The organism is Micromonospora humi, assembly GCF_900090105.1.
Classification (GTDB): domain Bacteria; phylum Actinomycetota; class Actinomycetes; order Mycobacteriales; family Micromonosporaceae; genus Micromonospora; species Micromonospora humi.
In genome coordinates this window covers 89,718-109,236 of record NZ_FMDM01000003.1, presented here as the reverse complement: position 1 = coordinate 109,236, position 19,519 = coordinate 89,718, and the positions used below count along the sequence as shown (strand labels likewise).

Here is a 19,519-nt window from a genome sequence, read left to right as displayed (position 1 = left end):
TGGTCCATCATGCCGCCCGGGCACCGGCGGGAGTCTCCGGCGCGCCCAACGGGCGGACCGCGCGACGGGCGGCGAACGCACCGGTGCCCAGCAGCGCGGCGACGGCGAGCGCCGGGGGCAGGGCGAGCACGAGCCCGTCCTCGCCGGCGGCGGCCAGGCTCAGGTGCAGGCCACCGACCACTGTCACGCCCAGCACGGCGGCGAGCAGGGTGCCGGTGGAGACGACCGCGGAGAGGGCGGTCGCCGCGCTCGCCGGGACGACGGCGGTGAGCCGGGTGACCAGCGGGCTGAACGCGGCCGCGTGCGCCGCGCCGCCGAGCAGCAACAGCATGCCGCCGGCCATCCAGGGCCAACTCCCGGCGGACAGCACGGCGAGGCCCACGACCACCACGGCCAGCACCAGCGGACCGGCCACCGGCAGGACCGTCCGGGCCGCTCCCGGCAGTCGGGCCACCGCCAGGCCGCACAGGGCGAAACCCGTGGCGTACGGGAGGAAGGCCAGCCCTGCGGCGAGCGCGTCGAGACCGAGCGTGTCCTGCGCCCGCACGGTGAACACGAACAGGAACCCGGCGTAGCAGCCCATGACCACGCAGCAGGCGAACAACCCGGTCGCCACACCCGGATGCCGCAGCACGGCCACGTCCAGCAGCGGGGCCTCGTGCCGCCGGGCCCGACGGGACTCGTACCCGAGGAAGAGCCGCAGCCCGACGGCGCCGGCGGCGACCGCGGTGACGCGGACCCACCCGACGGTCCCGAGGACCAGGGGCAGCACAAGGGTGAGCATCGCCGCCGCCAGCAGCGCCGCGCCGGGCAGGTCGAGCGGCTCCCGCCGACCCGGCGGGACCGGCGATCCGGCCAGCACCCGCCGGCCGACGACCTGGAGGATCACCCCGACCGGCACGTTCACCAGGAACGCCAGCCGCCAGGTGAGACCGCCGAGGTCGAGCGTCACCAACAGCCCGCCGAGGACCTGCCCGGCGGCCACGCCGAGCGCGAGCACCATCGAGTACGCGCCGACCGCCCGGGCCCGGGCGGCGTCCGGCAGCGCGGTCCGGATCAGCGCGAGCACCTGCGGCACCATGAGCGCGCCGGCCGCGCCCTGGGTCACCCGGGCGAGCACCAGGGTGACCGACGTCGGGGCCGCCCCGCAGGCCAGCGAGGCGAGCGTGAAGCCGGCCAGGCCGACCAGGAACACCCGGGAGCCGCCGTGGCGGGCGCCGAGCCGGGCGCCGACCACCACCAGCACGGCGAAGGTGAGCGTGTAGCCGGCGAGCACGAGCTGCTGGACCGCGGCGGGGCCGCCCAGGTCGGCGCGGATCGCGGGCGCGGCCACCGCCGTGATCGAGGTGTCCATGGAGGCCATCGCCTGCCCGGTGAGCAGGACGACGAGCAGGGCGGCGGGACGCCGGTGCGATGCGGTCACCCGGGCACCCTGCCGCCCGCGCGGACGACCGGTCTTGTCGATCCTTGCGGGCCGTGCCGGGTCACCGTGGCGGCCTACGCTGGCCCGGTGCGCACCACCACGCGGCTGCTGGCCCACCCGGACTTCCAGGTCGGCGTGGTGCGCTGCCGGGACGACCACACCGGCTGGTCCGCGCCGGAGCCGGCCACCGCGTACGGCCTGGTGCTGGCCCGGCGCGGCGCCTTCCGGCGGGTCGGGCGCGACGGCGACGCCTGGGTCGGGTCGACGGTCGCCTACCTGACCGTGCCCGGCGAGGAGGAACGGTTCGCCCACCCGGCGGGCGGCGACGACTGCACCTCGGTGCACGTGTCGGAGCGGCTGTGGCGGGAGCTGTTCGACGACCGGCCGGTCCCCGGGACACTGCACGTGGACGGCCGGCTCGACCTCGCCCACCGGCTGCTGCTGCGCGACGTCGACGATCCCGACCACGCCGCGGCCGAGCGGTTGGTGCGGCTGCTCGGCCGGGCCACCGCACCGGCGGCGGTCGGAGCCGGTCCGGGTCGGCTGCTGGTCGAGCGGGCGCGGGCGGCGCTGCACGACGACGCACCGGAGGCCGCCGGGCTGCTTCCGCTGGCCCGGGCGTTACGGGTGTCGCCCTACCGGCTCAGCCGGGAGTTCCAGGCCCGGGTCGGGGTGCCGCTGACCCGCTACCGCAACCACCTGCGCGTGGTCCGGGTGCTGGACCGGATCGAGCAGGGCGGCGTCCGCCTGGCCGACCTCGCCGGCGAGCTGGGCTTCGCCGACCAGGCGCACCTGACCCGCACCGTCCGCGCGCACCTCGGCCACACCCCGGGCGAACTCCGCCGGCTGCTCGGCTGACGTCGCGCCGGAAAGTGCCGGGCCGGCTCAGCCGGCGAGGAACGAGAAGCGGACCTGGCGCTCCGGGTTGTCGCCGTTCGGGTCGACCAGGCAGATCGACTGCCACGTGCCGAGCTGGAGCCGCCCGCCGAGCACCGGCAGCGTGGCGTACGGCGGCACGAAGGCCGGCAGCACGTGGTCGCGGCCGTGCCCGGGCGAGCCGTGCCGGTGCCGCCACCTGTCGTCGGTGGGGAGCAGGTCGTCGAGCGCCCGGAGCAGGTCGTCGTCCGAGCCGGCGCCGGTCTCGATGATCGCCAGCCCGGCGGTGGCGTGCGGGACGAACACGTGCAGCAGCCCGTCGCCGGCCCCGGCGACGAACCGCTCGGCCTCGGCCGTGATGTCCCGGACGGTGGGCCGGGAACCGGTCCGGACGTTGATCACCTCACTGCGCATACGGCGCATTCTGCCGCAGCGGCTCAGCTCCCGCTCCCGCCGCCGCAGTCCCCGCCACCACCACCGCCGTGCCCCGAGCCGTAGTCGGGCATCTCGCCGCCGCCGGTCTCCGGACCCGGCGTGTGCGGGAGGACGCCGGCCCCACCGGCCGCCTCCCGGTAGCCGGCGCCGAACCGGCGCCGGTGGCGGATCTCGTCCACGCCGCCGAGGACCAGCATCACGCCGACGCCGAGGCCGAACACCCAGCCGGCGCCCCACTCCGGGGTGCGCGCGATCTCCCGGGCCAGCCCGGCCGCCGAGCCCGCCGCGACCAGCGCGCCCACCCCCACCAGCGCACCGCCCACCCGAACCATGCCGGCAGGGTAGACCGGGGCCGCCACCCACCGGCTCGGACCGCGCGGCCGGCGGTCGCACAAAGTTACCGGCGGGTACCTGTGTTCAGCATCGCGTCTGGGGGAGCCAGACGTGACGACGAGCGCCACCAGGGGGCAGGATGGCGCTAGAGACCTATCCCACACAGAACCGAGGGAACGCCTGTGGCTACGGAACGCAAGCGCCCGGTGATCACCGCTGGTCTGCCGAGCCAGCTTCCGGACATCGACCCTGAAGAGACCAGCGAATGGGTCGAGTCGCTCGACGGTGTCATCGACGAGCGCGGAACCAAGCGCGCCCGGTACGTCATGCTTCGCCTGCTGGAGCGGGCCCGCGAGCGCCAGGTCGGGGTGCCGTCCCTGACCACCACCGACTACATCAACACCATTCCGCCGGAGCGGGAGCCGTGGTTCCCCGGTGACGAGCACATCGAGCGGCGACTGCGGGCGTACATCCGGTGGAACGCCGCCATGCTGGTGCACCGGGCGCAACGCCCGGAGATCGGCGTGGGCGGCCACATCTCCACGTTCGCCAGCTCCGCGTCGCTCTACGAGGTGGGCTTCAACCACTTCTTCCGGGGCAAGGAGCACCCGGGCGGCGGGGACCAGATCTACTACCAGGGCCACGCCTCCCCCGGCATGTACGCGCGGGCCTTCCTGGAGGGCCGGCTCAGCGCCGACCAGCTCGACGGGTTCCGGCAGGAGCTGTCGCACCGCGCCGGCTCGCTGCCCTCCTACCCGCACCCGCGGCTGATGCCCGACTTCTGGGAGTTCCCCACCGTCTCCATGGGCCTCGGCCCATTGAACGCCATCTACCAGGCGCGGTTCAACCGCTACCTGCACCACCGTGGCATCAAGGACACCTCCCAGCAGCACGTCTGGGCGTTCCTCGGCGACGGTGAGATGGACGAGGTCGAGTCGCTCGGCGCGATCGGCGTGGCCGCGCGCGAGGAGCTGGACAACCTCACCTTCGTGATCAACTGCAACCTGCAGCGGCTGGACGGGCCGGTCCGCGGCAACGGCAAGGTCATGCAGGAGCTGGAGGCGTTCTTCCGGGGCGCCGGCTGGAACGTCATCAAGGTGGTCTGGGGCCGCGAGTGGGACCCGCTGCTCGCGGCGGACACCGACGGCGCGCTGGTCAACCTGATGAACACCACGCCCGACGGTGACTACCAGACCTACAAGGCGGAGTCCGGGGCGTACGTCCGGGAGCACTTCTTCGGCCGCGACCCGCGGACCCGCAGGATGGTCGAGCACCTCTCCGACGACGAGATCTGGAACCTCAAGCGGGGCGGCCACGACTACCGCAAGCTCTACGCGGCCTACAAGGCGGCCACGGAGCACACCGGTCAGCCGACGGTCATCCTCGCCAAGACCATCAAGGGCTGGACGCTGGGCTCGCACTTCGAGGGCCGCAACGCCACGCACCAGATGAAGAAGCTGACGCTGGACGACCTGAAGCTGTTCCGCGACCGGCTCTACCTCGACATCCCGGACAAGCAGCTGGAGGAGAACCCCTACCTCCCGCCGTACTACACCCCGGACGAGAAGTCGGACGAGATGGAGTACCTGCGCGAGCGGCGTCGCCAGCTCGGCGGCTTCCTCCCGTCGCGCACCACCGCGCCCAAGACGCTGGCCATCCCGGGCAGCGAGCGGTTCGCCGACGTCAAGCGCGGGTCCGGCAAGCAGAAGGTGGCCACCACGATGGCCTTCGTCCGCCTGCTCAAGGACGTGATGAAGGACAAGGAGTTCGGCAAGCGCTGGGTGCCGATCATCCCGGACGAGGCCCGCACCTTCGGCATGGACTCGCTCTTCCCGACCCAGAAGATCTACTCGCCGCACGGCCAGCGCTACACCTCGGTCGACCGCGAGCTGTTCCTGTCGTACAAGGAGTCGACGACCGGGCAGATCCTGCACGAGGGGATCAACGAGGCCGGCTCGGTCGCCTCGTTCACCGCCGCCGGCACCTCGTACGCCACGCACGGCGAGCCGATGATCCCGATGTACATCTTCTACTCGATGTTCGGGTTCCAGCGCACCGGCGACGGGTTCTGGGCGGCGGCCGACCAGATGGCGCGCGGCTTCGTGCTCGGCGCCACCGCCGGCCGGACCACGCTCAACGGCGAGGGACTCCAGCACGAGGACGGGCACTCGCTGCTGCTCGCCGCCACCAACCCGGCGGTGGTCGCGTACGACGCCGCGTTCGCGTTCGAGCTGGCGCACATCCTGGAGAACGGCCTGCACCGGATGTACGGCGAGGCGCAGGAGAACGTCTTCTACTACCTCACCGTCTACAACGAGCCGATCTTCCAGCCGGCCGAGCCGGACGGCGTGGACGCCGAGGGCATCGTCAAGGGCATCTACCGCTACTCCCCGGCCCCGCAGGTCGAGGGCGAGGCGCCGAAGGCGAACATCCTCGCCTCCGGCACCGGCATGCAGTGGGCGCTCAAGGCGCAGCAGCTGCTCGCCGAGGACTGGGGCGTGGCCGCCGACGTGTGGTCGGTGACGTCCTGGACCGAGCTGCGCCGCGACGCGGTGGAGTGCGAGGAGCACAACCTGCTCAACCCGGGCGAGGAGCAGCGGGTGCCGTACGTCCAGCGGAAGCTGGCCGACGCCGAGGGTCCGAAGGTCGCGGTCAGCGACTGGATGCGCGCGGTGCCGGACCTGATCTCCCGCTGGGTGCCGGGTGACTACACCTCGCTGGGCACCGACGGTTTCGGCATGTCGGACACCCGGCACGCGCTGCGCCGCCACTTCCACGTGGACGCCGAGTCGGTGGCGGTCGCCACGCTGCGGCAGCTCGCCCTGCGCGGCACCGTGCCGGCCCACGTGCCGGCGGACGCCGCCCGCAAGTACGCGCTGGACGACGTCAACGCGGCCCCGGTAGGCGAGACCGGCGGCGACAGCTGAGAGTGAAAGGAAGGGCCCCTTCTTAACGCCTCCGGTAGAGAAGGGGCCCTTTCTCACATCCCACCGAAGCGACGATGGTCCGGCATCCCTGGCGGGGACGCCGGACCATCACCATCGCGGGCGACGCCGGGACCGGGCTCGGTCAGCCGACGGCGGCCAGGTCGGTCAGCCGGGCCAGCGAGTCCTCCAGGTCGGCGCCGACCCGGCGCAGGCCGAGCCGCAGCATGGCGGCCTTGACCGGCCCGGCGGGCCACCGCACCACGATCAGCCGGACGACGGTGCCGCCGGCCTCCTCGTCCGCGGTCAGCTGGACGTAGATCTCGGTGCGCGCCTCGGCCCGGGCGCCGGCGCCCTTGGCCCGTTCGCGCCAGCCGATCAGGGTCGGTTCCTGATAGGCGATCACCTCGGCCTCGTGGGCGGCGCCGCGCCCGGCCTGCACCAGCTGCCGCCGGCCGAACCCTTCCCCGGAGAGGACCTCGGCCGCGCGGACCCCCGCCAGCCAGGCCGGCAGCTGCTCGGCCCGCTGCACGACGTCCCAGACCACTTCTACCGGCGCCACCACGTGTGCGCTACGTTCCACGAGGATCATGAGCGTCTTTCCCCCACTTAAATCACATCCGCGATATTTGGCACTCTATGTGTAAATCGGACTTAAGCGGACGGGATCGGAAAAGACACGCCGAAAACCCTTGTGCCGCCCGCCGTCCCGGCCTATGGCGCGGCGGCCAGCCGGGCCCTAGAGTCGCGAACTAGCTTCACGTCTTGGGAGGGCGAATTGACGACCGTGCCGATCCCCGACTTCCCCGCCGGCTTCCGGTGGGGGGTGTCCACCTCCGCGTACCAGATCGAGGGAGCGACAGGCGCGGACGGCCGCGGTCCGTCCATCTGGGACACGTTCGCCCACGAGCCGGGCCGGATCGTCGACGGCAGCACCGGTGACGAGGCGTGCGACCACCACCACCGGTACGCCGAGGACACCGCGCTGCTGGCCGGGCTGGGCGTGTCCGCGTACCGGTTCTCGATCGCCTGGCCGCGCGTGCAGCCCACCGGCGCCGGCCCGGCCAACGCCGCCGGGCTGGACTTCTACGACCGGTTGGTGGACGGCCTGCTCGACGCCGGCGTCGACCCGGTCGCCACGCTCTTCCACTGGGACCTGCCGCAGTCGCTGGAGGACGCCGGCGGCTGGCTGAACCGGGACACCGCCGCCCGCTTCGCCGAGTACGCCGACCTGACCGCGGCCCGCCTCGGCGACCGGGTGAAGCTCTGGATCACGCTCAACGAGCCGTTCATCCACATGACCCTCGGCTACGGCCTCGGCACCCACGCGCCCGGCCGGATGCTGCTCTTCGACTCCTTCCCGGTCGCCCACCACCAGCTCCTCGGGCACGGCCTCGCGGTCGCCGCGCTGCGCGCCCGCACCACGAGCCCGGTGGCGATCGCCAACAACTACTCACCGGTGCGGCGGATCGGGGACACCGACGCCGACCGGGCCGCCGCGCGGGCGTACGACGCGCTGCACAACCAACTCTTCACCGACCCGCTGCTCGGCCGCGGCTACCCCGACGCGCCCGGCTTCGACCCGACCGTCGTCCGCGACGGGGACCTCGACGTCGTCGCCGCGCCGATCGACGTGCTCGGCGTGAACTACTACAACCCGACCGGCATCCGGGCGCCGGAGGAGGGCTCCCCGCTGCCGTTCGAGATGGTGCCGCTGGACGGCTACCCGCGCACCGCCTTCGACTGGCCGGTGGCCCCGGACGGGCTGCGTGAGCTGCTCGGCCAGCTCCACGAGCGCTACGGCGACGCGCTGCCGCCGATCCAGGTCACCGAGAGCGGCTGCGCCTACGACGACGCGCCGGACGCCGACGGCCGGGTGCACGACCCGGAGCGGATCGCCTACCTGGACGGGCACGTGCGCGCCGTGCACGAGGCGATGGCCGAGGGCGTGCCGGTGACCGGGTACTTCGTCTGGTCGCTGCTGGACAACTGGGAGTGGGCGGAGGGGTTCACCAAGCGGTTCGGCCTGGTGCACGTCGACTACCCGACCCAGCGGCGCACCCCGAAGTCCTCGTACGCCTGGTTCCGGGACCTGATCCGGCGATGACCACGGTGAACCCGACGCCGGCCTCGCTGCCGGCGGCGCTCGCCGAACCGACAGTGCCGGTGCGGCGGAGCTGGATCGCGCTGATCTTCGCGGCCAACCTGGGCGTCTGGATGGCCTTCTTCACCCCGATCCAGGTGCTGCTGCCGCAGCAGATCGAACGCATCGCGCCCGGTGACAAGGAGGCCATGCTGGCGGTGGTGACCGGCCTCGGCGCGCTCGCCGCGGTGCTGGCCAACCCGCTCGCCGGCGCGCTGTCGGACCGTACCTCGCTGCGGTTGGCCAACCGGCACCTCGGCCGCCGGCACGTCTGGACCGCGACCGGCGCGGTGGTCGGCGCGGTGTCCCTGGTGCTGCTGGCCCGGCAGGACAGCATCGCCGGGGTGGCGGTGGCCTGGGTGGCCGCCCAGGTCTGCTTCAACGCGATGCTGGCCAGCCTCACCGCCGCGATCCCGGACCGGGTGCCGGTGGCCCAGCGTGGCGGCGTCTCCGGCTGGGTGGGCATCCCGCAGGCGCTCGGCCTGGTGCTCGGCGCGGTGCTGGTCACCGCCGTGGTCACCGGCAACGCCGCCGGATACGCGGCGATCGCGCTCGCCGTGCTGCTGCTGTCGCTGCCGTTCGCGCTGCTCACCCAGGACGACCCGCTGCCCCGGGAGCACCGGTCGCCGCTGCGGACGCGCGCGCTGCTCGCCTCGATGTGGATCAGCCCGCGCCGCCACCCCGACTTCGCCTGGGCCTGGTTCACCCGGTTCCTGGTGCAGCTCGGCAACGCGCTCGGCACGCTCTACCTGCTCTACTTCCTCACCGACGGGGTGCGGGTGGCCGACCCCGAGGGTTCGCTGCTGGTGCTGATCCTGCTCTACACGCTGGGCATGATGCTGACCGCCGTGGTCGCCGGGCGGATCTCCGACCGCTCCGGCCGGCGCAAGGTGTTCGTGATCGTGTCCGGGCTGATCATGGCGGTGGCGGCGACGCTGCTCGCGGTCGCGCCGGTCTGGCCGATGGCGGTCGTCGCCGCGCTGCTGCTCGGCGCCGGTTACGGGGTCTACCTGGCGGTGGACGCCGCGCTGATCACCCAGGTGCTGCCCGCCGCCACCGACCGGGCCAAGGACCTCGGCGTGATCAACATCGCCAACTCGGCGCCGCAGGTGCTCGGGCCGGCGCTCTCCGCCCCGATCGTGGTCCACCTGGGCGGCTACCCGACGCTCTACGCGGTCACCGCGGCCGTCACCCTGGTCGGCAGCGCCCTGGTCGTGAAGATCAAGGCGGTGCCCTGACCGGCCCCCTGCCGGAATGCAGTCGCGGCCCGCCGTAGGCTGGGGGACGTGACGGTACGTGTACGCTTCGCCCCCTCCCCGACCGGAATGTTCCACGTCGGCGGTGCCCGCTCGGCGCTGCAGAACTGGATCTTCGCCAAGCAGCAGGGCGGGGTGTTCGTGCTGCGCGTCGAGGACACCGACGCGGCCCGCAACCGGCCGGAGTGGACCGAGGGCATCCTCTCCGCGCTCGACTGGATCGGCATCGCGCGCGGCAGCTACGAGGGCCCCTACTTCCAGTCCGCCTACGCGGGCGAGCACCGCGCCGCCGCGCAGCGGCTCCACGAGGGCGGGCGGGCCTACTACTGCGACTGCACCCGCGAGGACGTGCAGGCGCGTACCGGCTCGCAGCACCGCGGCTACGACGGCTTCTGCCGCGACCGGGGCCTGCCGGCCGGCGAGGGCCGGGCGCTGCGCTTCCGCACCCCGGACGAGGGCGAGACCGTGGTGGTCGACCTGATCCGCGGCGAGCCGACGTTCGAGAACAAGCTGATCGAGGACTTCGTCATCGCCCGCGGCGACGGCTCGCCGGTCTTCCTGCTGGCCAACGTGGTCGACGACATGACCATGGGGATCACCCACGTGATCCGGGCCGAGGAGCACCTGCCCAACACCCCGAAGCAGCAGCTGCTCTGGGACGCGCTCGGGGTCAAGCCGCCGATCTGGGCGCACGTGCCGGTGGTGGTCAACGAGAAGCGGCAGAAGCTGTCCAAGCGGCGGGACAAGGTCGCCCTGGAGGCGTACCGGGACGAGGGCTACCTCGCCGACGCGATGCGCAACTACCTGATGCTGCTCGGCTGGGCGCCGTCGGGCGACCGGGAGATCGTGCCCTGGTCGGTGATCGAGGACGAGTTCCGGCTCGACGAGGTCAACCCCTCCCCCGCCTTCTTCGACGAGAAGAAGCTGCGCGCCTTCAACGGCGAGTACATCCGGGCCCTGCCGGTCGAGGACTTCGTCGCCGCGTGCCAGCCGTGGCTCACCGGCACCGACACCATCGCCCCGCCGCCCTGGCAGCCGGCCGAGTTCGACCCGGCCGCGTTCGCCGCGGTCGCGCCGCTGGCGCAGACCCGGCTCGCGGTGCTCAGCGAGATCGTGCCGAACGTCGACTTCCTCTTCCTGGCCGACCCGCTGATCGACGAGGCGGCCTGGGCGAAGGCGATGAAGGAGGGCGCGGCCGACCTGCTGGACGCGGCGATCACCGCGTTCGAGTCGCTGGAGTCGTGGGACGCCGAGTCCCTGAAGGCCACCCTGGAGGCGGTCGGCGCGGAGCGCGGGCTCAAGCTGGGCAAGGCGCAGGCGCCGGTCCGGGTCGCGGTCACCGGCCGCACCGTCGGGCTGCCGCTGTTCGAGTCGCTCGAGGTGCTCGGCCGCGACCGCACGCTGACCCGGCTACGCGCCGCCCGGGTACGCCTGGTCTGAGCCCGTTCCGCGCCGGCCCGCCGCCGCGCCCGCCACGTCCCTGTCGGCGACGTGGCGGCCGGCCGCTGTGGCGCTGGCGACGGCTGATCGGTGCGGCCGGGTTCCTCGGCGTGTCGTCGCCGGAGCTGGCAGAACATCTCAGCGGTATGCCTCTGAGTCATATTTATGCCCCAGAGGCATATCGCTCTCCAGGCACTGTTTCCGTCCACCGCTACGGCGAGTGCTTGGCCGGCGGATTTGGGCGAAAGGCGTCATCACGGCTCGGCGTCTCAGGCCGGCGCAGCCACCCACTGGGGCACGTTGGTCGCCCTGGATGGTCCAAGCCTTGTCAGGCCCGACCGTATCGGGCGCGCACCGTGCGGGGTCGGTCGCGTTCGGCCCACTTCGCCGCGTGGACCCGCAGGCGCTGGCCCGCACCCATGGTGCTCCAGTGGCGCTCCGACGCGTTCAGGGGTGGAACGCCATCCGCCGGGCGGGCATCAGGTCAGCGTCGACGGGCGCGGCGGCGCAGCACCAGGCCGCCGGCCAGCGCGGCCAGCACCAGGACCACCACCGGCGCCCACCACCATCCCGTACCCCCGTCGTCGGCGGCGGCGACCGGGGTCGCACTCGCCGATGTCGGCGCGGCGGCGGTCGGCGACGCGGTCGGGGTGGGCGCGACGGTGGGTGTCGCGGTCGGCGACGGGGACTCCGCCGGGGTGCCGGTCGTCAGCGTGAAGCGGACCTCGCCCTTGATCGCATGGCCGTCGTCGGACGCGAGCTGATAGGTCACGATGTAGAGCCCGGCCGCGCCCGGCGTGAACGGCACGCTCACCCGCTTGCCGGCGAACGTCGGCGCGCCGCCCGTGGCCGCCACGTTGTCCGGCCCGGTGACCGTCACCTTCGTGGTGGCCTCCTTCGGCGTGGCGAGGAAGCGCAGCTCGATCCGTTTCGGCGCGGTGGCCACCCGGGCACCGTTCTTCGGATCGCTGCCGGTCAACGAGTTGTGCGCGGCAGCCGGCGCGGCCGGCGACAGCAGCGACACACCGGCCGCCAGCCCGAGCACCACCAGCCAGGTACGTGCCGTACGGGCAACCCTGCCCCCCATGAACCCCTCCGTCCGGGTAAGATCCGGCCGCTGATCTTCGGCCGCTCATGTTGGTCGGTCTCAGCTCGCAGATAGTTCCAAATACTCTTCCACCTGCTGCAACCACGCGACGTTCTGCGGAGTCTTTCAGGTGGGTGGGTCCAGTGTGACCGGCAGCGGAAGCCAGCCATCGAACGGGGCGAGGAGGCGGCGATGGTCCGGAAGGTGAGACGGCTGCTGACCGTCGTGGCCGGGGCGGCGGTGGCACTCGCGTGCTCGCTGGCACTCACCGGCACGACGGCCGCACTGGCCGCGCCGAAACCGAAGCTCGCCCCACCCGGGGTGGACATCACCGGCGACCGGCTCGACCAGCCGCTGCAACTGCGGGGCGACACCCGGCCGGCCGAGGTCAACATGGTCATCGACCAGGTGAAGTGGCTGGGAACGGCCGGCCAGCTACGCGGTCCGGCCGCCAAGGACCTCGGTCCGAAGTACACGGTGGTCGTCCTCGTGGCCGGCACCGCGAAGAACACCTACGACCTGTTCCCGCTGGCCAAGGGTGGTCCCCGGGTCTACCGGCCGGCCAAGCAGCCGGACCTGAGCCACCCCCGGGCCGGCTGGTTCCTCGGCCGCCTCAACATGTCCGAGACGCTGCGCGCCGTCGGGGTGCCGCTGGCGCCCCAGTTCGACACGCTCCCCGGCGGCATCGGCGGCGGCGAACGGGTCCTGCCGGAGGACGCGCTCGACCCGAAGGGCAACCTGGACACCGCGCTCGCCGAGCTCCAGCGGCTGCTGCTGCTCAACATCGGCGTGGTGCTGGTCATCACCGTCGGTCTGGCCGGCATCTCGCTGCTGGTGCGCCGCCGCACCCGCTGAGTGCCCGCTCAGAGCGTCAGCACGACCTTGCCCCGGACGTGCCCCGCCTCGACCAGCCGCTGGGCCTCGGCCGCCTCGACCAGCGGGAACGTCCGGGCCAGGTGCACGGTGAGCCGGCCGGCGTCGACCAGGCCGGCCAGCACGCTCAGGTCGGCCGTCGACGGCTTGACGAAGACATAGGTGCCGCCGAGCCGGGTCACGTGCTCGGGGTCGGCCGTGGAGATCAGCCGCGCCGGCCGGGTGATCAGCTCGGCGGAGACGTCCAACGCGTCGCCGCCGAACAGGTCCAGCACCACGTCCACCCCGTCGGGCACGATCGCGCGGACCCGGTCGGCCAGACCGTCGCCGTAGGCGACCGGCTCCGCGCCCAGCGACCGGACGAAGTCGTGGTTCGCCTCGCTCGCCGTGCCGATCACCCGGTCCGCGCCGAGCGCCCGGGCCACCTGCACCGCCAGGTGACCCACCCCGCCGGACGCGCCGTGCACCAGCACGGCGTCGCCGGCGCCGGTGCGGGCCAGTTGCAACGCCTGGTAGGCGGTCAGGCCGGCCAGGGGCAGCCCGGCCGCCTCCGGCCAGGACGCCCGCACCGGCTTGTCGGCCAGGCACCGCTCCGGAGCCGGGACCAGTTCCGCGTACGTCCCGTGCTGCACGTCGTCGCGGCGGACGTAGCCGATCACCTCGTCGCCGACGGCGAACCCGGCCACCGCCGGGCCGACCGCCTCCACCACCCCGGCCGCGTCCCACCCCGGGACCAGCGGGAAGCGGCTCGGGAACGCGCCGTCGAGGTGGCCCGCGCGGATCTTCCAGTCGACCGGGTTGACCCCGGCGGCGCGCACCCGCACCAGGACCGTGTCCGGCCCGACGGGCGGGGTGGGCAACTCGTGCGGGGTGAGCAGGTCGGCCGGGCCGTACGCGTCGATCGCCATCGCCTTCACCCACCCACGCTAACCGCCGGACGGGGTTCGCGTGGTCAGCACCAGCGGCGCGGCGGCCGCTCCCGGCGGATCGTGCGGTTGCCGGGGCGCACCGCCCCGTGCCGGTGACCGCCGGCCCAGCCGGCCTGGTCGCTGCGGCAGGTCCGAGCCGGCTCCGGCTCGACCGCGGGGTACGCCGGCTCGACGACCCGCTGCCGCGGCACCGCCGGCTCGTCGTCGGCACGCTCGGGCGTCCGCCCGGCGGGCTCGCCCGCGTGGGTCAGACCCGTCCGGCGCGACTGGTCGTGGCCCGGCCGGCAGGGCTCGTCCTGGGCGCAGCCGTGCTCGGCCTCCCCGTGCGCCATCCCGGTCTCCTCACCTTCGCCGTCGCCCGCCGGGCGGAACACCCCGACGCGCTCTGACACCGTACTGGCCCGGCCCGACGAGATCGTCAGCGCGTACCGGTGGAGATCGTCCGGCGGGGCCGGTGTCGCGGGCGCGGGGTGGATCCGCTGGTCAGCGCGTGTCAGGCTGGTGCGGTGAGCGAACCGGGCGGGACGGAGACGTCGGCGACGCTGCGCCGCATCGAGCGGGCCGCGGGCAGCCTGGCCACCGCCAGCGTCGCCCGGATGGACGAGAGCCTGCTCTGGTTCCGGGAGCTGCCGGCCGACCAGCGTTCGTGGGTGATGGTGGTCGCCCAGGCCGGCGTGCGCTCGCTGGTGCAGTGGCTGCGGCAGGGCGGCGGCGCGACCGACCGCACCCAGGAGGTGTCGGACGAGGTCTTTGCCACCGCGCCGCAGGCGCTCGCCCGCTCGATCAGCCTCCAGCAGACCGTGGCGCTGATCAAGGTGACCATCGAGGTCGTCGAGGAGCAGGTGTCGGAACTGGCCGTGCCGGGTGAGGAGCAGTCGCTGCGGGAGGCGGTGCTGCGCTTCTCCCGGGAGATCGCCTTCGCCGCCGCGCGGGTCTACGCCCGGGCCGCTGAGACCCGCGGCTCCTGGGACGCCCGGCTGCAGGCGCTGCTCGTCGACGCGTTGCTGCGCGGTGACTCGCCGGACGTGCTGGCCAGCCGTGCCGCGGCGCTGGGCTGGTCCGACGCGCCGCCGGTCGCGGTGGCGGTGGGCCGCTCCCCCGGCGGCGAGGTGGCGGCCGTGCTGCACACGGTCTACCGGCAGGCCCGGCGGATCGGCGTCGAGGTGATCGGCGGGGTGCACGGCGACCGCCTGGTCATCGTGCTGGGCGGGGCGGCCGACCCACTGGCGGCCACCGAGAAGCTGCGCAGCGCGTTCGGCGACGGCCCGGTGGTGGTCGGTCCGGCGGTACCCAGCCTGGACGAGGCGACCGAGTCCGCCCGGGCGGCGCTCGCCGGCTTCCGGGCCGCGCCGGCCTGGCCGACCGCGCCGTGCCCGGTCGCCGCCGGCGAGCTGCTGCCCGAGCGGGCCCTGGCCGGCGACGCCGAGGCGCGCCGCCGGTTGCGCCACGACGTGTACGCGGCGCTGGCCCGCGCCGGCGGCGAACTGCTGGAGACGCTCGACGCGTTCTTCGCCGCCGGCGGCACGCTGGAGAGCGCCGCGCGGGCGCTGTTCGTGCACCCGAACACGGTGCGCTACCGGCTCAAGCGGATCTCCGAGGTGACCGGTTTCTCGCCGCTCTCGCCGCGGGACGCCTTCGCGCTCCAGATCGCGCTGACGGTCGGTCGGCTCGACCCGGTGGCACCAGCCGTCGCACCGGTCCCGAACCAGACAGCGAGCCCAGCCAGCCGGAAAGCCACCCAGAGCGGCGACGACCGTCGCCGATCTTTGTAGGAAACCTCTAAAGCTTCTAGTGCGGTTTGGTGCCGTGCGTTACAGCGCGGTCCGCGAGAATCCGTCAGAGTCGTAGGCGTGCTCGCCGTACTCTCGCCCGGACAGGGTTCACAGAAGCCCGGTTTCCTGAACCCCTGGCTCGACGTCGCCGGCGTCGAGGCGCGCCTGCGTTGGTGGTCGGCGCTGGCCGGAGTCGACCTGGTCCACCTCGGCACCCGGGCGGACGCGGACGAGATCAAGGACACCGCCCGCACCCAGCCGCTGCTGGTCGCCGCCGCACTGCTCGCCGCCGAGCACCTGCCGATGCACGACGTCGCGCTGGTCGCCGGGCACAGCGTGGGCGAGCTGGGCGCCGCCGCCCTGGCCGGGGTGCTGCCCGCCGAGGCGGCCGTGACGCTCGCCGGCGTACGCGGCCGGGAGATGGCCGCCGCCTGCGCGCTGGAGCCGACCGGGATGGCCGCCGTGCTCGGCGGCGACCCGGACGAGGTGCTGGCCGCGCTCGAGACGCACGGGTTGCACGCGGCCAACCGCAACGGCGCCGGCCAGATCGTCGCCGCGGGCGCCGTCGCCGGGTTGGAGAAGCTCGCCGCCGAACCGCCGGCCCGGGCCCGGATCATCCGGCTCCAGGTGGCCGGCGCGTTCCACACCCCCTACATGGCGCCGGCCGAAGCCGCCCTGGCCGATGTGGCCGCCGGTGTCACCGTGGCCGACCCGGCCCGCATCCTCCTGTCCAACCTCGACGGGAACCCGGTCGGGCACGGCCGGGAGACCCTCCGGCGGCTGGTCCGGCAGGTGACCGCCCCGGTCCGCTGGGATCTGTGCATGCGCGCCCTGGCCGACCTCGGCGTCACCGGCGTGATCGAGCTGCCGCCGGCCGGTACCCTGGCCGGCCTGGTCAAGCGGGAGCTGAAGGGCGGGGGCGCACCGGAGATCGTCACCCTGAACACCCCGGACGACCTGCCCGCCGCCCGGCGGCTCATCGCCCGGCACGGCGGCCCTGCCGCGCACCGCCCGGCGGCCCACTTCCGGGTGGTCGTCTCCCCCGCCGCCGGTGTCTTCACGCCGGTGGCCGAGCTGGCCGAGGGCGCCGAGGTGCGCGCCGGCCAGGTCCTCGGCCACGTCGCCGGCCGGCAGGGGCCGGTCGAGGTGACCGCGCACCACACCGGGTCGCTCACCGAGTGGCTCGCGCACCACGCCGACCCGGTCGCCCCGGGCCAGCCCCTCGTCCGCATCGGAGGATCGCACTAAATGGTCGGCAGCCGGATCGCCGCGATGGGGCACTACCAGCCCTCCCGCGTGGTCACCAACGACGAGCTCGCGCAGATGGTCGACACCAACGACGAGTGGATCCGGGACCGGGTCGGCATCGTCACCCGCCGGATCGCCGGCGACGAGACGGTGGCCGACATGGCCATCGCCGCGGCCGGCAAGGCCCTGGCCAACTCGGGCCTCACCGCCGCCGACATCGACCTCGTCGTGGTGGCGACCTGCACCTCCGTGGACCGCAGCCCGAACGTCGCCTGCCGGGTCGCGGCCAAGCTGGGCATCAACGCGCCCGGGGCGTACGACATCAACACCGCCTGCTCCGGCTTCGCGTACGCGCTGGGCACGGTGGACCACGCGGTACGGGCCGGCGCGGCGCGCAACGCGATCGTCATCGGCGCGGAGAAGCTCTCCGACTTCACCGACTGGACCGACCGGTCGACCTGCATCATCTTCGGCGACGGCGCCGGCGCGGCGGTGGTCACCGCGACCGCCGACGACGAGCCGGCCGGGATCGGGCCGGTGGTGTGGGGCTCCGCGCCGGAGAAGAGCGACGCGGTCCGGATCGAGGGCTGGCAGCCCTACATCGCGCAGGAGGGTCAGTCGGTGTTCCGCTGGGCCACCACCTCGCTGGCCCCGCTGGCCCTGCAGGCCTGCGAGCGGGCCGGGGTGGACCCGTCGGAGCTGGCCGCGTTCGTGCCGCACCAGGCCAACGGACGGATCATCGACGGCATCGCCAAGCGGCTGAACATCCCGGACGCGATCATCGCCAAGGACATCGTCGAGTCCGGCAACACCTCGGCGGCGAGCATTCCGCTGGCCCTGTCGAAGCTGGTCGAGCGGCGCGAGGTGCCCTCGGGCGCCCCGGTGCTGCTGTTCGGCTTCGGTGGCGGCCTGACCTACGCCGGTCAGGTCGTCCGCTGCCCCTGATGACCCCCTCGGGCGCAGACGCGCTCCAGGTGCGGTGGCCGGCGTCGCCGACCACCGAGAAACCCCCGATGAGAGGAACCAACCGCAATGACCCGTGACGAGATCACCGCCGGCCTCGCCGAGATCCTCGAAGAGGTTGCCGGCGTGAACCCGGACGACGTGGCCGAGGGGAAGTCCTTCACCGACGACCTCGACGTCGACTCGCTCTCCATGGTGGAGGTCGTGGTGGCGGCCGAGGAGAAGTTCGGCGTCAAGATCCCGGACAACGAGGTGCAGAACCTGAAGACCGTCGGGGACGCGGTCAGCTACATCGAGGCGCAGTCCTGATCATGAGTCGCCCCGACGTCGTCGTCACCGGGCTCGGCGCGACGACCCCGCTCGGCGGGGACGTCGCGTCGACCTGGGACGCCATGCTCGCCGGCCGCTCCGGGGTGAGTGCGCTCACCCAGGAGTGGGCCGCGCAACTGCCCGTCCGGATCGCCGCCCAGCTGGCGGTGGACCCGTCCGAGGTGCTCGACCGGGTGAAGCTGCGCCGGCTGGACCGGTCGCAGGCGATCGCCCTCATCGCCGCGCGGGAGGCCTGGGCGGACGCCGGTCTGGCCGACGGCGGCGCCGACCCGGAACGGCTGGCGGTCAGCGTCGGCTCGGGCATCGGCGGCGCCACCACCCTGCTCGCCCAGGACGACATCCTGGAGGCGTCCGGCCCGCGGCGGGTGTCCCCGCACACGGTGCCGATGCTGATGCCGAACGGCCCGGCCGCCTGGGTCGGGCTGGAGCTGGGCGCGAAGGCCGGTGTGCACTCGGTGGCCAGCGCCTGCGCGACCGGCGCGGAGGCGATCGCGCTGGGCCTGGACATCATCCGTTCCGGCCGGGCCGACGTGGTGGTGGCCGGCGGCACCGAGGCGGTCATCCACCCGCTGCCGATCGCCGGCTTCGCCTCGATGCGGGCCATGTCGACCCGCAACGACGAGCCGGAGAAGGCCTCCCGGCCGTGGGACAAGGCCCGCGACGGCTTCGTGCTCGGTGAGGGCGCGGGCGTGCTGGTCCTGGAGCGTGCCGAGCACGCCGCCGCCCGCGGCGCGCGGGTCTACGCACGCCTGGCCGGCGCCGGGATCACCTCCGACGCGTACGACATGGTGCAGCCGCACGCCGAGGGTGAGGGCGCCATCCGGGCCATCGCCCGGGCGGTCGCCGACTCGGACGTGGCCCGTACCGACATCGTGCACGTCAACGCGCACGCCACCTCCACGCCGGTGGGCGACATGCTGGAGATCGGCGCGCTGCACCAGGCGATCGGCGACCACGTGTTGCTGACCGCCACCAAGTCGATGACCGGGCACCTGCTCGGCGCGGCCGGGGCGCTGGAGTCGATCGCCACCATCCTGGCCATCCGTGACGGCGTAGTGCCGCCGACGATCAACCTGGAAGACCCGGACGACGGCCTGAACCTGGACGTGGCCGCGCACAAGGCCCGGCACCTGGAGATCCCGGCCGCGCTGAACAACGCGTTCGGTTTCGGCGGCCACAACGTGGCGCTGGTCTTCACCCGCCCCTGAGCGTGTAAGGAGGGGCCCCCTTTTAACAGACGTCTGTTAAAAGGGGGCCCCTCCTCACATCCGGTTACGGGGGTGCTGGCGGGCGGTCCGCTCGTTGCCCCGCCGGTAGTTGCCGGTCCAGCGGGCCATCACCAGCTGCGGGTCGTCGTCCACCTCGGCCAGGAACTGCGCGGCCCGGCCGCCGCGCAACGTGCCCGCCACCCGCCCGTGATGCGTGATCACCACGGTGCCGTCGGCGCGTGCCACGTAACGGAACCCCTGCGCTGCCTCTCCCATGGG

19 protein-coding genes are annotated in these 19,519 nt (G+C 73.6%); 11 read left to right on the top strand and 8 right to left on the bottom strand.

Annotated elements, in window-relative coordinates; genetic code table 11:
- Positions 1-7: 7 nt before the first annotated feature.
- Positions 8-1,423: an MFS transporter gene (locus GA0070213_RS06455; RefSeq protein ID WP_217628592.1), complete on the bottom strand. Its 1,416-nt coding sequence runs from the start codon at positions 1,421-1,423 to the stop codon at positions 8-10.
- A gap of 87 nt (positions 1,424-1,510) precedes the next feature.
- Here GA0070213_RS06455 and GA0070213_RS06450 point away from each other — a divergent pair, with 87 nt between their 5' ends.
- On the top strand, positions 1,511-2,281 hold the full coding sequence (locus GA0070213_RS06450) for an AraC family transcriptional regulator (RefSeq protein WP_091060065.1): 771 nt from the start codon (positions 1,511-1,513) through the stop codon (positions 2,279-2,281).
- Between the two features lie 27 nt (positions 2,282-2,308).
- On the opposite strand, the gene GA0070213_RS06445 is transcribed toward GA0070213_RS06450, so the two are convergent.
- The gene (locus GA0070213_RS06445) at positions 2,309-2,713 is read right to left on the bottom strand and encodes a YjbQ family protein (protein WP_175441231.1); all 405 of its coding nucleotides are present in this window, start codon (positions 2,711-2,713) and stop codon (positions 2,309-2,311) included.
- A gap of 23 nt (positions 2,714-2,736) precedes the next feature.
- Positions 2,737-3,066, bottom strand: a complete 330-nt coding sequence (locus GA0070213_RS06440; RefSeq protein ID WP_139128631.1) for a hypothetical protein — start codon at positions 3,064-3,066, stop codon at positions 2,737-2,739.
- Positions 3,067-3,249: 183 nt separating this feature from the next.
- Here GA0070213_RS06440 and aceE point away from each other — a divergent pair, with 183 nt between their 5' ends.
- Positions 3,250-5,994, top strand: coding sequence for a pyruvate dehydrogenase (acetyl-transferring), homodimeric type (gene aceE / locus GA0070213_RS06435; protein WP_091058939.1), 2,745 nt, complete (start codon positions 3,250-3,252; stop codon positions 5,992-5,994).
- Between the two features lie 142 nt (positions 5,995-6,136).
- Here aceE and GA0070213_RS06430 read toward each other — a convergent pair whose 3' ends face one another.
- Entirely contained in the window at positions 6,137-6,583 is a 447-nt protein-coding gene (locus GA0070213_RS06430) for an SRPBCC family protein (protein ID WP_091058936.1), read from the bottom strand.
- 186 nt (positions 6,584-6,769) lie between these two features.
- Here GA0070213_RS06430 and GA0070213_RS06425 point away from each other — a divergent pair, with 186 nt between their 5' ends.
- Genes GA0070213_RS06425 through gltX form a run of 3 tightly spaced genes read left to right on the top strand, consistent with a single transcriptional unit; the run spans position 6,770 to position 10,830 of the window.
- Positions 6,770-8,098, top strand: coding sequence for a GH1 family beta-glucosidase (locus GA0070213_RS06425; protein WP_091058932.1), 1,329 nt, complete (start codon positions 6,770-6,772; stop codon positions 8,096-8,098).
- On the top strand, positions 8,095-9,372 hold the full coding sequence (locus tag GA0070213_RS06420) for an MFS transporter (protein ID WP_091058928.1): 1,278 nt from the start codon (positions 8,095-8,097) through the stop codon (positions 9,370-9,372). Before GA0070213_RS06425 ends, GA0070213_RS06420 begins: the two co-directional genes overlap by 4 nt.
- 48 nt (positions 9,373-9,420) lie before the next feature.
- Complete coding sequence (gltX, locus tag GA0070213_RS06415; RefSeq protein WP_091058924.1) at positions 9,421-10,830, top strand: glutamate--tRNA ligase; 1,410 nt, start codon at positions 9,421-9,423, stop codon at positions 10,828-10,830.
- A 484-nt stretch (positions 10,831-11,314) separates the two neighbouring features.
- Here the strand turns inward: gltX and GA0070213_RS06410 are convergent, their stop codons facing one another.
- On the bottom strand, positions 11,315-11,917 hold the full coding sequence (locus GA0070213_RS06410) for a copper resistance CopC family protein (protein ID WP_091058921.1): 603 nt from the start codon (positions 11,915-11,917) through the stop codon (positions 11,315-11,317).
- A 192-nt stretch (positions 11,918-12,109) separates the two neighbouring features.
- Between GA0070213_RS06410 and GA0070213_RS06405 the strand changes: the two genes are divergently transcribed.
- Positions 12,110-12,772 carry a hypothetical protein gene (locus GA0070213_RS06405; RefSeq protein ID WP_091058917.1) on the top strand — a complete coding sequence of 221 codons (663 nt, stop codon included), beginning with the start codon at positions 12,110-12,112 and terminating at the stop codon, positions 12,770-12,772.
- An 8-nt stretch (positions 12,773-12,780) separates the two neighbouring features.
- On the opposite strand, the gene GA0070213_RS06400 is transcribed toward GA0070213_RS06405, so the two are convergent.
- Positions 12,781-13,698 (bottom strand): NADP-dependent oxidoreductase, encoded by a 918-nt coding sequence (locus tag GA0070213_RS06400; protein WP_245716304.1) that lies wholly within the window; start codon positions 13,696-13,698, stop codon positions 12,781-12,783.
- Positions 13,699-13,742: 44 nt separating this feature from the next.
- Positions 13,743-14,051, bottom strand: a complete 309-nt coding sequence (locus GA0070213_RS06395; RefSeq protein ID WP_091060061.1) for a hypothetical protein — start codon at positions 14,049-14,051, stop codon at positions 13,743-13,745.
- Positions 14,052-14,189: 138 nt separating this feature from the next.
- Here GA0070213_RS06395 and GA0070213_RS06390 point away from each other — a divergent pair, with 138 nt between their 5' ends.
- From GA0070213_RS06390 to fabF, 5 genes are all read left to right on the top strand, one after another.
- Positions 14,190-15,491 carry a PucR family transcriptional regulator gene (locus GA0070213_RS06390; protein ID WP_245716303.1) on the top strand — a complete coding sequence of 434 codons (1,302 nt, stop codon included), beginning with the start codon at positions 14,190-14,192 and terminating at the stop codon, positions 15,489-15,491.
- 78 nt (positions 15,492-15,569) lie between these two features.
- A complete protein-coding gene (locus GA0070213_RS06385) occupies positions 15,570-16,739 on the top strand; it encodes an acyltransferase domain-containing protein (protein WP_091058906.1) in 1,170 nt (389 codons plus the stop codon).
- The gene (locus GA0070213_RS06380) at positions 16,740-17,684 is read left to right on the top strand and encodes a beta-ketoacyl-ACP synthase III (RefSeq protein ID WP_091058902.1); all 945 of its coding nucleotides are present in this window, start codon (positions 16,740-16,742) and stop codon (positions 17,682-17,684) included. It abuts the gene before it with no gap.
- Between the two features lie 87 nt (positions 17,685-17,771).
- Positions 17,772-18,011 carry an acyl carrier protein gene (locus GA0070213_RS06375; RefSeq protein ID WP_007072348.1) on the top strand — a complete coding sequence of 80 codons (240 nt, stop codon included), beginning with the start codon at positions 17,772-17,774 and terminating at the stop codon, positions 18,009-18,011.
- Between the two features lie 2 nt (positions 18,012-18,013).
- On the top strand, positions 18,014-19,240 hold the full coding sequence (fabF, locus tag GA0070213_RS06370; protein ID WP_091058898.1) for a beta-ketoacyl-ACP synthase II: 1,227 nt from the start codon (positions 18,014-18,016) through the stop codon (positions 19,238-19,240).
- 54 nt (positions 19,241-19,294) lie between these two features.
- Here the strand turns inward: fabF and GA0070213_RS06365 are convergent, their stop codons facing one another.
- The gene (locus GA0070213_RS06365; RefSeq protein ID WP_091058895.1) at positions 19,295-19,516 is read right to left on the bottom strand and encodes a hypothetical protein; all 222 of its coding nucleotides are present in this window, start codon (positions 19,514-19,516) and stop codon (positions 19,295-19,297) included.
- Between the last annotated feature and the right edge of the window lie 3 nt (positions 19,517-19,519).